Origin of the sequence: Geodermatophilus amargosae (genome assembly GCF_041028265.1) — a bacterium.
Lineage (GTDB): Bacteria > Actinomycetota > Actinomycetes > Mycobacteriales > Geodermatophilaceae > Geodermatophilus > Geodermatophilus amargosae_A.
Genome location: NZ_JABGCW010000002.1, coordinates 110177 through 122780, shown reverse-complemented (window position 1 = coordinate 122780; position 12604 = coordinate 110177). Strand labels below are relative to the sequence as shown.

General features: G+C 75.1%; 11 protein-coding genes and 1 tRNA gene. 7 read left to right on the top strand and 5 right to left on the bottom strand.

Annotated features, from left to right (window positions below; translation table 11 throughout):
- Window positions 1–20: 20 nt before the first annotated feature.
- On the bottom strand, window positions 21–2030 hold the full coding sequence (locus tag HLV61_RS01545) for an acetoacetate--CoA ligase (RefSeq protein ID WP_369252277.1): 2010 nt from the start codon (window positions 2028–2030) through the stop codon (window positions 21–23).
- A gap of 87 nt (window positions 2031–2117) precedes the next feature.
- Here HLV61_RS01545 and HLV61_RS01540 point away from each other — a divergent pair, with 87 nt between their 5' ends.
- Together HLV61_RS01540 and HLV61_RS01535 are read left to right on the top strand one after the other, a co-directional pair.
- Window positions 2118–2939, top strand: coding sequence for a helix-turn-helix domain-containing protein (locus HLV61_RS01540; protein WP_369252275.1), 822 nt, complete (start codon window positions 2118–2120; stop codon window positions 2937–2939).
- Window positions 2940–3003: 64 nt separating this feature from the next.
- Window positions 3004–3264 (top strand): DUF4177 domain-containing protein, encoded by a 261-nt coding sequence (locus tag HLV61_RS01535; RefSeq protein ID WP_369252273.1) that lies wholly within the window; start codon window positions 3004–3006, stop codon window positions 3262–3264.
- Between the two features lie 69 nt (window positions 3265–3333).
- On the opposite strand, the gene HLV61_RS01530 is transcribed toward HLV61_RS01535, so the two are convergent.
- Window positions 3334–3585 (bottom strand): hypothetical protein, encoded by a 252-nt coding sequence (locus HLV61_RS01530; protein ID WP_369252271.1) that lies wholly within the window; start codon window positions 3583–3585, stop codon window positions 3334–3336.
- 112 nt (window positions 3586–3697) lie between these two features.
- Here HLV61_RS01530 and HLV61_RS01525 point away from each other — a divergent pair, with 112 nt between their 5' ends.
- A complete protein-coding gene (locus HLV61_RS01525) occupies window positions 3698–4711 on the top strand; it encodes an NADPH:quinone reductase (RefSeq protein ID WP_369252269.1) in 1014 nt (337 codons plus the stop codon).
- Window positions 4712–4737: 26 nt separating this feature from the next.
- Here HLV61_RS01525 and HLV61_RS01520 read toward each other — a convergent pair whose 3' ends face one another.
- The gene (locus HLV61_RS01520; protein ID WP_369252265.1) at window positions 4738–5892 is read right to left on the bottom strand and encodes an acyl-CoA dehydrogenase family protein; all 1155 of its coding nucleotides are present in this window, start codon (window positions 5890–5892) and stop codon (window positions 4738–4740) included.
- A gap of 159 nt (window positions 5893–6051) precedes the next feature.
- On the opposite strand from HLV61_RS01520, the gene HLV61_RS01515 reads away from it, so the two are divergent.
- On the top strand, window positions 6052–6651 hold the full coding sequence (locus HLV61_RS01515; protein WP_369252263.1) for an SACE_7040 family transcriptional regulator: 600 nt from the start codon (window positions 6052–6054) through the stop codon (window positions 6649–6651).
- A gap of 28 nt (window positions 6652–6679) precedes the next feature.
- Here HLV61_RS01515 and HLV61_RS01510 read toward each other — a convergent pair whose 3' ends face one another.
- Window positions 6680–8572 (bottom strand): hypothetical protein, encoded by a 1893-nt coding sequence (locus tag HLV61_RS01510; protein WP_369252261.1) that lies wholly within the window; start codon window positions 8570–8572, stop codon window positions 6680–6682.
- 133 nt (window positions 8573–8705) lie between these two features.
- On the bottom strand, window positions 8706–9935 hold the full coding sequence (locus HLV61_RS01505; protein ID WP_369252259.1) for a hypothetical protein: 1230 nt from the start codon (window positions 9933–9935) through the stop codon (window positions 8706–8708).
- A gap of 151 nt (window positions 9936–10086) precedes the next feature.
- Here HLV61_RS01505 and orn point away from each other — a divergent pair, with 151 nt between their 5' ends.
- The 3 genes from orn (at window position 10087) to HLV61_RS01490 (ending at window position 12598) form a co-directional block, all read left to right on the top strand.
- Window positions 10087–10767, top strand: a complete 681-nt coding sequence (orn, locus tag HLV61_RS01500; RefSeq protein ID WP_369252257.1) for an oligoribonuclease — start codon at window positions 10087–10089, stop codon at window positions 10765–10767.
- A gap of 57 nt (window positions 10768–10824) precedes the next feature.
- Window positions 10825–10900 (top strand) — tRNA-His (locus tag HLV61_RS01495).
- Window positions 10901–10972: 72 nt separating this feature from the next.
- Window positions 10973–12598 carry a peptide chain release factor 3 gene (locus HLV61_RS01490; RefSeq protein ID WP_369252255.1) on the top strand — a complete coding sequence of 542 codons (1626 nt, stop codon included), beginning with the start codon at window positions 10973–10975 and terminating at the stop codon, window positions 12596–12598.
- Window positions 12599–12604 lie beyond the last annotated feature (6 nt).

Genomic DNA, 12604 nt, shown 5'->3' with positions numbered 1-12604 from the left:
CTCCTCGACTGTGAGGGTGGTCAGCGCAGCGGGTGGTCGCGCTGGGTGCGGGCGTACTCGACGAAGTCGTCCAGGGCGGTGGGGTCGGCCATGGCGTCGGGGTCGGCGACGAGGGAGGGGTCGGCGCCCAGGAGCAGCCGGCGGACCGGGATCTCCATCTTCTTGCCGCTGCGGGTCAGCGGGACGGCCCGCACGGCGACGATCGCGTCGGGCACGTGCCGCGGCGTGTACTCCTCGCGCAGCCTCCGGCGCAGCCGCCCCGCCAGCTCCTCGTCCAGCTCCGCGCCGGGGACCAGCGAGACGAACAGCGGCATGGAGGAGCCGCCGGGGCGGCCGAGGTCGACGACCAGCGCGGCGAGGACGGCGGGGTCGTCCTCGACCACGCGGTAGATCTCCGCGGTGCCGATCCGCACGCCCTGCCGGTTGAGCACCGCGTCGGACCGCCCGCGCACGAAGCAGCCACCGCGCTCGTTGACCTCGAAGAAGTCCCCGTGCCGCCACACCCCGGGGAAGGTCTCGAAGTAGCTGGCGCGGTAGCGGCTGCCGTCGGCGTCACCCCAGAAGAACAGCGGCATCGACGGCATGGGTGCGGTGATCACCAGCTCGCCCACCCGGCCGACGACGGGGTGTCCCGCGTCGTCCCACGCCTCGGCCGCCACCCCCAGCGAGCGGGCCTGGATCTCCCCGGCCCGGACGGGCAGCGTCGGCACGCCGCCGACGAAGCCGGTGCAGCAGTCGGTGCCGCCGCTCCCGGTGGCGATCCAGAGGTCGGGCCCGACCGCGTCGTAGAACCACTTCGTGACGGCCGGGGACACCGGGGAGCCGGCCGGCATCACGATCTCCAGCGCGGACAGGTCGAACCGCTCCCGCGGCACGACGCCGGCCTTCTGCATCAGCTCCACGAACGTGGGGCTCGCCCCGAACAGGCGGGAGCGGCTGTCCTGTGCGGTGCGCCAGAGGACGTCGACGTCGGGATGCGACGGGTTGCCGTCGTAGAGCACCGGGACGGTCCCCTGCAGCAGCATGCTGACGCAGAAGTTCCACATCATCCAGCCGGTGGTGGTGAAGAAGAACGCGCGGTCGCCGGCACGCAGGTCCAGGTGGAACGCCTGGAGCTTCAGCTGCTCGAGCAGGATCCCGCCGTGCCCGTGCACGATCGCCTTGGGCAGCCCGGTCGTGCCGGAGGAGAAGAGCACCCACAGCGGGTGGTCGAAGGGCACCTGCTCGCAGACGAACTCCGCGGCCGCCACGGGAGGGCCGGCCAGCACCTCGTCCCACGAGGTGCCGGGTGCCTCCAGCCCGAGGACCGGGACCCGTACGACCTCGCGCAGGCCCGGCAGCCCGGCCACCAGCTCGGCGACCTCGCCCCGGCGGTCGAAGTCCCGGCCGCCGTACCGGTAGCCGTCCGCGGCGACGAGGACCGTCGGCTCCAGCTGGCCCAGCCGGTCCAGCGCGCCCCGCGCCCCGAAGTCCGGTGAGCAGCTGGCCCAGACGGCGCCGACGCTCGCCGCCGCCACCATCGCGACGACGGCCTCGGGCACGTTCGGCAGGTAGGCGACGACCCGGTCCCCCGGCCTGACGCCGACGGCGCGCAGGTGCGTGGCGACGGCGCGGACCTGCCGGGTGAACTCCTCCCACGGAACCTCGCGCAGGGGCGTGGTCTCGCCGACCGCGAGCAGCGCCGGCTCACCGGGGCGTTCCTGGGCGAGCACGTGCTCGGCGAAGTTCAGCCGGGCGCCGGGGAACCACCGGGCGCCGGGCATCTCCCGGCTCTCCAGGACGGCGGTGTGCGGTGCCGACGAGCGGATCTCGAAGAAGTCCCAGACCGCCTGCCAGAAGTCCTCGAGTTCCGTGGTCGACCACGACCAGAGGGCGGCGTAGTCCGGGAACGACCGGCCGGTGCGGGCCTCGGCGAAGCGCGTGAACCCGGCCACCCGCGTCCGCTCCGCCTGCTCCGGCGCCGGGACCCGGAGCAGGTCGCCCTCCCGCACTCCCGGGGAGGCAGCGGTGTCCGCCGCGGACGAGGCCATGGGCAGACAGTGGCGCAGCCGGAGTGTGACGGGCAACACTCCTCCCCGTCCATTTCACCCAGTGCGAAGACGCAGGTGGAGGCAGCTGTGCGGGAGTACCGGGTCAAGACCATCGACTCGCTGGCCCGCGGGCTGGAGGTCCTCCGCGTGCTGCAGGAGGTGCGGGCGGCGAGCCTGCACGACCTCCACCTGGCCACCGGCATCCCCAAGGCGACCCTCACGCGGATCCTCGTCACCGCCCACGAGCACGGCCTGGTCTGGCAGCGGATGGTGGACGGCGCCTTCCTGCCGAGCCACACCCTGCGCAGCCGCCGGGAGACCGACGACGGCGAGTGGCTGGTCGAGATCGCCTCGCCGGTCCTCGGCGAGCTGTCCCGGCGGCTGCAGTGGCCCTCGGTCGTCTCCGTCCCGCGGCTGGACCACATGGAGACGCTCGAGACCAACAGCTCACGGACCTACTTCGACGCCCTCCCCCAGCGGCCGCACGGGTTCCGGGTGAACATGCTCGGCTCGGCGTCCGGACGGGCCTACCTGGCCTTCTGCCCCGACCAGGAACTGGAGGCGGTGCTCGCGCGGCTGCGCCTCAGGAAGGACCCCGCCTACCGGCTGGCGCGGGACGACGCCGCGGTCCGCCGGATGATCGAGGCCACGCGGCGGCGCGGGTACGGCGTCCGGGCACCCGACTTCGGCGGGGACCACGACCGGCCGCGGTCGGAGGTCGACGACGGCCGGGAGTCGATCGCGATGCCCGTGCGGGTCGACGGCCGGGTCGTCGGGTGCATCAACCTGACGTGGCGCCGGCAGGCCCTCTCCCTGCCGACGGCGGTGCAGCGCCACCTCGAGGACCTGCGCACCGCCGTGCGGACGGTCGAGCAGCGGGCTCGGGAGGCGGGCCTCGGGCACTGGTGAGGTCCCACCCGGCCGGCCGGCGCGGCACCGCCTCAGCCGCAGCGCACCACCTCGTGGACACCGGTTGCCCGGACGGACAGGCTGGCCCTTCGAGCAGCGGCGAGGGGAGCAGTCGATGGCCGGGCGCTACGAGTACAAGGTCGAGGAGATCCGCGAGGGCATGATCGGCGGCAAGATGTCCGGCAGCAAGCTCGAGAAGGTGCTGAACTCGCACGCCCGGGAGGGCTGGCAGCTCAAGGCGATCACCTCCGTCGAGGTGAAGGGCCGCGTCGGACCCGGCGGGGTGGAGGGCGTCCTCGTGACCTTCGAGCGCCCCCTCCCCTGACCGGCCCGACGACGCGAGCGGTGGGCCGCGGCGGTACTCCCGCCGCGGCCCACCGGGCCCGCTACCGCGTCACGCCGCCGGGAGGTCGACGACGTACTGCGGCGTCCCCTGGTCGGTCGGGTCGGCCTGGGTGCCCACGTCGTCCACCGCGTGCCGGATGGCGCCGAGGCCGTCGAGGTGGACGGTGGCCACGTGGTGCAGGCGCACCCCGCGGGTCTGCGGCACCCGGAAACCGCTCCCGGTGGTGACCCCCGGACCGGCGGTGCGCTGGTAGCCGTACACGCCGCCGTCGAGGCGGTGCCGCCGCACGTCGTCGGCCACCCTGGGGGAGCGCACCGTCGAGCAGCACGGTCGGCCGAGGACGGCGGAGTGCTCCGCATGATCCGGAACAGCGCCGTGCGCGATGGTCCCGCCGTCCGGGTAGGGGCGCGGCGTGCGTGCCATCACCTACACCCGGCCCGGCGGCCCCGAGGTCCTGCAGCTGACCGACCGCCCCGTCCCCGAGCCCGGCCCCGGGGAGGTCCTCGTCCGGCTCGCGCTGGCCGGCGTCAACCCGACCGACTGGAAGTCGCGCAGGACGGCGCAGCCCGGTCCCGACGGTCAGGTGCCCGGCCAGGACGGTGCCGGCACGGTCGAGGCGGTCGGGCAGGGCGTCGACCCGGCGATCCGCGGCGAGCGGGTCTGGGTCTGGGAGGCGGCCTGGCAGCGGCCCTGGGGCACGGCGGCGGAGTACACCGTCGTCCCGGCGCGCCAGGCGGTGCCGATGGGGCCGGACCCCTCGTTCGAGCTCGGCGCCGCCCTCGGCATCCCGTTCCTCACCGCGCACCGCTGCCTGACCCTCGGCGAGTCCGTGCCCGACCGGATGGGCCCCGGCTCGCTGACCGGGCACACGGTGCTCGTGCAGGGCGGCGCCGGCGCGGTGGGCAACGCCGCGATCCAGCTGGCGCGCTGGGCCGACGCCACGGTCATCGCCACGGTGAGCAGCCCGCGCAAGGGGCAGCTGGCCGCGGCCGCCGGCGCCTCGCACGTCGTCGACTACCGGCAGCAGGACGTCGTCGCCGAGGTGCGCAAGGTGGCGCCGAAGGGCGTCGACGTGGTCGTGGAGGTGTCCGCCGCCCGGAACGCCGCCGTCGACGCGCAGGTGGTCGGCATGCACGGCGCCGTCGCGATGTACGCCGACGACGGCGGCGCGGAGGTGACCATCCCGGTGCGCGCGCAGATGGGACCCAACGCGCGCTGGAACTTCGTCCTCGTCTACACCCAGCCCGAGCGGGCCAAGGTCATCGGCGTCGAGGACGTGGACGCCGCGCTCCTCGACGGCGCCCTGCGGGTGGGCGAGGAGGCGGGGCTGCCGCTGCACGTGTACCCGCTGGCCGAGACCGGGCAGGCCCACCGGGCCGTCCAGGAGGGCGCCGTCGGCAAGGTGCTCGTCGACGTCACCGCCTGACCGGCCCTCAGCGCTACGAGGGCCGATCAGCCGACGCCGAGGTCCTTGGCGATCAGCATGCGCTGCACCTCGCTGGTGCCCTCGCCGATCTCCAGGATCTTGGCGTCGCGGTAGAAGCGGCCGACCGGCGTCTCGTTCATGAAGCCGTACCCGCCGTGCACCTGGGTGGCGGCACGGGCGTTGTCCATCGCCACCTCGGAGCTGTAGAGCTTGGCGATGGACGCCTCGCGGCGGAACGGCTCGCCGCGCAGCATCTTCTCCGCCGCCCGGTAGTAGGCCAGCCGCGCGGTGGCGGCCCGCACCTCCATGTCGGCGATCATGAACTGGACGGCCTGGTTGCGGCCGATCGGGCGCCCGAAGGCCTCGCGGGTGCCGGCGTAGCGCACCGACTCGTCCACGCAGCCCTGCGCCAGGCCGACGGCGAGCGCGGAGATCGCGATCCGCCCCTCGTCGAGGATGGAGAGGAACTGCGCGTAGCCGCGGCCGCGCTGCCCGACCAGGCTCTCCTCCGGCACCCGGCAGTCGGCGAAGGACAGCTCGCGGGTGTCCGAGGCGTTCCAGCCGACCTTCGAGTACCGCGGGCCGACGGTCATGCCCGGCGTCCCGGACGGGACGGCGATGGCGGAGATCTCCTTGCCGCCGTCGGCGCGGGTGCCGGTGACGGCGGTGACGGTGACCAGCTCGGTGAGGTCGGTGCCGGAGTTGGTGATGAACGCCTTGGAGCCGTTGACCACCCAGTGCCCGTCCTCGAGGCGCGCGGTGGTGCGGGTCGCGCCGGCGTCGGAGCCGCCGCCGGGCTCGGTGAGGCCGAAGGCGGCCAGTGCCTCGCCGGAGCACAGCCGCGGCAGCCACCGCTGCTTCTGCTCCTCCGAGCCGAACCGGTGGATCGGCATGGCGCCCAGCGAGACGCCGGCCTCGAGGGTGATGGCCACCGAGCTGTCCACCCGGGCCAGCTCCTCGATGGCCACGCAGAGGTCGAAGTAGGTCCCGCCCGCGCCGCCGTACTCCTCGGGGAAGGGCAGGCCGAACAGCCCGAGGTCACCCATCTGCCGCACGATCGCGGTGGGGAACTCCTCGCGCTCGTAGAAGCCGCCGATCTGTGGTGCCACGACCTCGAGCGCGAACTCGCGGACGGTCTTCCGCAGGGTCTCGGTCTCGTCGTCGAGCCGGTAGTCCAGCACGGTGTGCCCCCTGGCGCTCCGGGCCCCGGTGGGTTCGCCCCGGAGCCCGCCCGTGCGGCCGTACCGGTCGGCCGGCCGCTGCGACCGATGTTAACGGCGGTTCACATCGCGGTCCAGTGGCCGCCGGGAGCCCGGACGGCGACGGCTAGCATCCGCGGCGTGACCGCCCGACAGTCCGACTCGGCGCTGTCGGCCGACGCCGCACGGCCCTCCCGGCGGGAGCAGATCCTGCGTGCGGCCGCCCAGCTGTTCGCCGAGCGCGGCGCCCGGGCGGTCGGCGTCGACGACGTGGGTGCGGCGGTCGGCGTGACCGGCCCGGCCATCTACCGCCACTTCGCCAGCAAGGACGCGATGCTGGCCGAGATGCTCGAGGCCATCAGCCAGCGGCTGCTGGCCGGCGCGCGCGAGCGCGTGGCCGCCGCCGGTCCCGACCCCGCCGCGCAGCTGCGCGCCCTCGTGGCCTTCCAGGTCGACTTCGCGCTGGACAACCCCGCGCTGATCACCGTCCAGGACCGCGACCTCGGCTCGCTGCCGGCCGGTGACGCCGCGGCGGTGCGCCGGTTGCAGCGCCGCTACGTCGAGGTCTGGGTCGACGTGCTGGCCCGGCTGCGCCCGGAGGAGGGCACCGACGCCAGCCGGGCCCGCGCCCACGCCGTCTTCGGGCTGGTCAACTCCACGCCGCACAGCGCCGGGCGGCTGCCCAGGGAACGGATGGCCGCGCTGCTCGCCGCGATGGCCGAGGCCGCCGCCACCGCCTGAGGCGCCTTCGTGGCGCTGATGGCGCTCGTCAGCCGGCGCTGGGGTCGGGCATCGGCAGGCTCAGGCCGCTGCCGGCGACCAGGTCGAGGTCTGCGGTGCCGTCCTCGCCGGGCGCGACCCAGGCGGTCTCCACGACCGTGACCAGCGGCCCCTGCGTGCCGCTGGCGTACTCCGCCCCCGACAGCCCGCCCGGCGCGCCGGGATAGGTGACGCCCTCGCGCAGCAGGTCGCTGACGTTGCCGCTGCCGTTGCGGTCGGTCAGGTCGCGCAGGTCCCGCGCACCGGCGGGGTCGCCCATCTCCACGGAGGAGACCGCGACGACGACGGTGCGGCCGTCGACGTCGGTGGACCACAGCGCCCGCGCCAGGCCGGTGCAGTCGGTGCGCTCGAAGAAGTCGGCGACGTCGCCGTAGGAGTTGCCGACGCAGGTGTCGTCCACCTGCACCCGCTGCAGGGTGAAGGCGCGGCCGTCGAGGACGGTGCGGTCGCCGGGCTGCGGGCCCACCGGCTGCGGCGCCGCCGACGTCGTCGGGGCGCTCGTCGGCGCGGCGGCCGACGCGTCGTCGCCCCCGCCGGTGAGGCTCGCGACGGCGACCACCGCGACGACCACGAGCGCCAGCACGGCCGCGGCGAGCAGCACCAGCCGGCGGCGGGCGGCCGGGGAGCGGCGGCGCGGGCCGACCAGCGGCACCGGCGGCAGCGGCGGGACGGGGCCCGGCTGGGCGACGGCGGGCTGGGCGACGGCGGGCTGGGCGACGGCGGGCTGGGCGACGGCGGGCTGGGCGACGGCGGGTACGGACGGCGGCGCGTCGTGCCCGGCGTCGGTGTCGCCGCTGCCGAACAGGCCGCCGATGCCGCCGGTCTCGTCTGCGGGCGCCTCCTGGACGGCGGCCTGCACGCCGCCCCCGGACTGCACGCCGCCACCGAACTGCGCGCCGCCACCGGACTGCTCGGCGGGCGCGGCGAAGCGGGCGGTGGCCGGGTGCGCCGGCGGCGGGACCACCGGCGCGGGAGACGGGGCCGGCCGGGGAACCGGGGCGGCGGCCGCGCGGGCGGCGGCCTCCTCGTCGGCGCGGATCGCGGCGACGGCGACGGCGGCGGCCGCGAGGGGGTCGACCAGCGGCCCGGCAGGGGCCGAGGCGACGCGGTGGACCGGGATGGACGGCGGCATCGGCGCCGGCATCGGCGCGGGGACGGGCGCGGCCGCCGGGGCCGTCCCACCGGCCGAGGCGGCCATCGCCGCCGGCGCGAGCAGCTCGCGCTTGCGCAGCACGTACGGCGAGTACGGGAAGCCCTCGCCGTTGAGCTCCTCCACCGACGGTCCGCGGCCCTCGAGGCCCAGCGCGGTCAGCGCGGCGCGGACGTCGGCGGTGGTCCACAGCCGCGGGTTGTCCACCCCGGCGTAGCGGGCGGCGCGGGAGATGCCCAGCAGCAGGGAACGGGACTCCAGCAGCGCCACCTGGTCGCCCTCGCCGAGGTCACCGTCGGCGGGGACCAGGCCGGTGAGGTCGCCGACGAGCACGGTCAGCCGGGCGATGCGGCCGGGCTCCAGACCGGCCCGGCGCAGCCGTACCGCGGCGTCCATGCCGGCCCGCATCAGGCCGTCGAGCGGCGAGGAGCCCCCGCCGGCCAACTGCAGCACCTCGCCGGGACCGGCGTCCGGGCCGATGGTCCAGGAACCCTCGGGGGTCGCGGTCACCACCCCGGCCTGCCGGACGACCTCGGCCACCCGCACCACGGCGAGGCCCTCGGGCACGAACAGGACCGCGTCGGAGATGCGCCGCTCCATCGGCCCGTCGACCACGGGGATCGACGCGACGACGGCGCCCCGGACCGCGCCACCGCGGTCCCAGCGGGTCAGCTCGGCGAAGAGCGCGCGCTCCCCCGCCGTCTGCGGCGGCGCGGGGGTCAGGGCCAGCACGTGATCCTCCGGGGGCGGGTCGGGTGCAGGGGGGTGCGGTGTGCACGGCGGGGCGCACGGCGGGTCCCGGGAGCGGAGCCCGGGCGGACGGCCGCGGCCGACGTTACGTCAGGTGACGGGCCGGTCCCCCACCTCAGCGGGACGACGCGCCGCCGTCGTCCGGAGAACCGGCGAGGACGGCCTCGGCCGCACCGCCGGGCTCGGCCGGACGGCGCCAGCCGGCGAACCAGGTGCTGCGGGCGACCAGGTCGACCGCGGTCCAGAGCACGGTGAACGCGGCGACGACCAGCACGATCGACCACCACGACCAGTTCCACGGCGGCAGCTGGCCCGCGGCGTCCTGCAGCCACCCGGCGGCGTAGACCAGGGCGGCGGTCGCCGGGGCGGCGCTCCAGCCGGGCAGCCGGTGGGAGACCGCCAGGTCGACGCAGACCGCGCCGACCAGCAGGACCAGCGGCAGCACCGACGGCGGGAAGCCGAGGCCGACCAGCCCGGCCCACATGAGCGCGCGGTAGGCCAGGTACGTGCCGGCGATGACCGTCGCGGTCCAGCGCAGGCCGACGACCTTCCGCGCGACGACGAGGGAGAGCAGGCCGGCGCAGAGGAGCCAGGCGGGGTGCACCCAGGAGGGCACCGGCAGCATGAACATCGTGGGGGTCTGGCCCTGCGCGGCGGCGAAGTCCAGCAGCTGCGGCTCGGCCGTCGTCTGCCCGGCCTCGTAGGCGCGCAGCGACAGGACGCCGTACTCCTGGTGCTGGTTGGGGAAGACGGCGTTCTCGACGAAGAACAACCACAGGCCGAGCGAGACCAGGTCCTTGACCCGGCCGGGCGCGGCGTACAGCCACCAGCCGCGGATCGCGCCGGCCAGCATGATCGCCGTCCCGATGTAGAGCAGCGCGTGGCTGGGGCTCCAGCTGGTGATGTCGAGCCCGTTGATCCGGTGGTTGAGGATGTCGATCGGGATGGCGACGAGGAAGGTGCCGATCCCCCACTGCATCAGCCGCAGCGCGCGGCGGTCGACGCCGTAGCCGCTGTAGCTGTGGAAGACCACCAGCGCGATGACGACCGCGGTGCCCGCGGAGTTGAGCAGGTGCGGGGGCGCCAGGTCGTCGCGCAGCCAGCGGAAGTGCCAGGAGACGTCCCACGACGAGCCCAGCATCTTGAGCAGGAAGGCCCCGAGCCACGCGGTGTAGATCCAGCGCAGCTCGGTCTGCGGAGTGGGGCGCCCGGGGCGGCCCGGCGTCATGTAGGCGAGCCACAGCCAGCGCACCAGCGCGACGGGGTGCCGGAGCCCGGCGGCCAGCGAGCCCGGCGCCGGCGGCACCACTCGGGCGCGCGCGGCAGGGGCGGCGGGGTGGGGCACGGGGGGACTCCCAGGGCTGCGGGGCGGGATGGCCCGACACTAACGGCCACCGCGCCGGAAACCGACCCCCTGAGTGGCGCCGGTGTGGCGGGTGCGGTAGTGAGCGGACACGCGAGGCGAGCGGGACGGGCGGGACGTAGGGTCCTCGGACGTGGCGGACGCTGGCGGGCACCTGGTCTGGATCGACTGCGAGATGACCGGACTCGACCTCACCCGGGACAAGCTGATCGAGGTCGCCGTCGTCGTGACCGACTCCGAGCTGCGCGTCCTCGACCCCGGCCTGGACCTGGTGATCTCCGCCGACGACGCCGACCTCGACGGCATGGTCGACGTCGTCACCGAGATGCACGCCAAGTCCGGGCTGACCGAGGCGGTCCGCGCCTCGACGCTCACCGTGGCCGAGGCCGAGCAGCAGGTGCTCGCCTACGTCAAGCGGTGGGTGCCCGAGCGGCGCACCGCTCCCCTGTGCGGCAACTCGATCGGCACCGACCGCGGCTTCCTCGCCCGCGACATGCCCGAGCTCGACGACCACCTGCACTACCGGATGGTCGACGTCAGCTCGGTCAAGGAGCTGGCCCGCCGCTGGTTCCCGCGGGTCTACTTCGCCCAGCCGCCCAAGGGCCTGGCGCACCGGGCGCTGGCCGACATCGTCGAGTCGATCCGGGAGCTCGCCTACTACCGCCGGACGCTGTTCGTCGACGGGCCCGGACCCACGACGTCGCAGGCCCAGCGGGCGGCCGGCGAGGTCGTGGCCGGCTTCGCCGACGTGCTCGCCGCCGCCGACGCGAACCCGCCGGCCGACGGCGCACCCCCGGCTGCGTCGGGGACCTGACCGACTCCGGTACCCTCGGTCCCGTTCCCGGCGCGGTCACGCCGCCGGGTGCACGCGGTGGGTGTAGCTCAGTCGGTAGAGCACCAGGTTGTGATCCTGGGTGTCGCGGGTTCGAGCCCCGTCACTCACCCCACGACGCAAGGCCCCGGTCGGTCCGCCGACCGGGGCCTCTGCGTTTCCGCGCACCGGCCCAGGGAGACCCACCATGACCACCAGCGTCCCGACCCGCCCGGACGACGCCGCCCCGACGTCGGCCGACGTGGTCGCCGAGGCCGCCCGGCGGCGGACGTTCGCCGTCATCAGCCACCCCGACGCCGGCAAGTCGACGCTGACCGAGGCGCTGGCCCTGCACGCCCGGGTGATCGGGCAGGCCGGCGCGGTGCACGGCAAGGCCGGCCGGCGCGGCACGGTGTCGGACTGGATGGACATGGAGAAGGCGCGCGGGATCTCCATCACCTCGGCCGCGCTGCAGTTCTCCTACCGCGACACCGTGGTCAACCTGCTCGACACCCCCGGGCACGCCGACTTCTCCGAGGACACCTACCGGGTGCTCACGGCGGTCGACGCCGCGGTCATGCTCATCGACGCCGCCAAGGGTCTCGAGGCCCAGACGATGAAGCTGTTCGCCGTCTGCCGGCACCGCGGCATCCCGGTCGTCACCGTCGTCAACAAGTGGGACCGCCCCGGCAAGGACGCCCTCGAGCTGATGGACGAGGTCGCCGAGCGGACCGGGCTCACGCCGACGCCGCTGACCTGGCCGGTGGGCATCGCGGGTGACTTCCGCGGCGTGCTCGACCGGCGCGACGGCAGCTACCGGCGCTACACCCGGACCGCCGGCGGTGCCACGGTCGCCCCCGAGGAGGTCCTCCCCGCCGCCGCGGCCGCCGCGCGCGAGCCCGACGCGTGGCCGCAGGCGGTCGAGGAGGTCGACCTGCTGGCCGCGACCGCCGGCGAGCACGACCAGGAGCTGTTCCTGTCCGGGGTCACCACCCCGGTGCTGTTCGCCTCGGCGGTCTCCAACTTCGGCGTCGGCGCGCTGCTCGACGTCCTCGTCGACCTGGCCCCCGCACCCGCCGGCCGGCCCGACACCGACGGGGTGCCCCGGCCGGTCGACGCCCCGTTCAGCGCGTTCGTCTTCAAGGTGCAGTCGGGCATGGACGCCGCCCACCGCGACCGGCTGGCCTACATCCGGATCTGCTCCGGCGTCTTCGAGCGGGGCATGGTGGTCACCCACGGGCCCACCGGACGGCCCTTCGCGACGAAGTACGCCCAGCACGTCTTCGGCCGCGAGCGCGAGAGCATCGACGTCGCCTACCCCGGTGACGTCGTCGGGCTGGTCAACGCCTCGGCGCTGCACGTCGGCGACACGCTGTACGCGCAGCAGCCGGTGGCCTTCCCGCCGCTGACCACGTTCGCGCCCGAGCACTTCGCCGTCGTCCGCAGCCTCGAGACGGCCAAGCACAAGCAGTTCCGCCGCGGCATCGAGCAGCTGGAGTCCGAGGGCGTCGTGCAGGTGCTGCGCTCGGACCGGCGCGGTGAGCAGGCGCCGGTGTTCGCGGTCGTCGGCCCGATGCAGTTCGAGGTGGCCACCCACCGCATGGAGCACGAGTTCCACGCCCCGGTGCACCTCGAGCCGCTCCCCTACACCCTCGCGATGCGCACCGACGAGGCCTCGGCCCCGCGCATCACCGCGACCTCGGGCACCGAGGTGATGCAGCGCAGCGACGGCGAGCTGCTCGCGCTGTTCACCACCAAGTGGGTCATGGGGATCGTGCGCAACGGCAAGCCCGACCTGACCCTCGAGCCCCTGGTCGCAGCCCAGCTGGGCTGAGGTCCG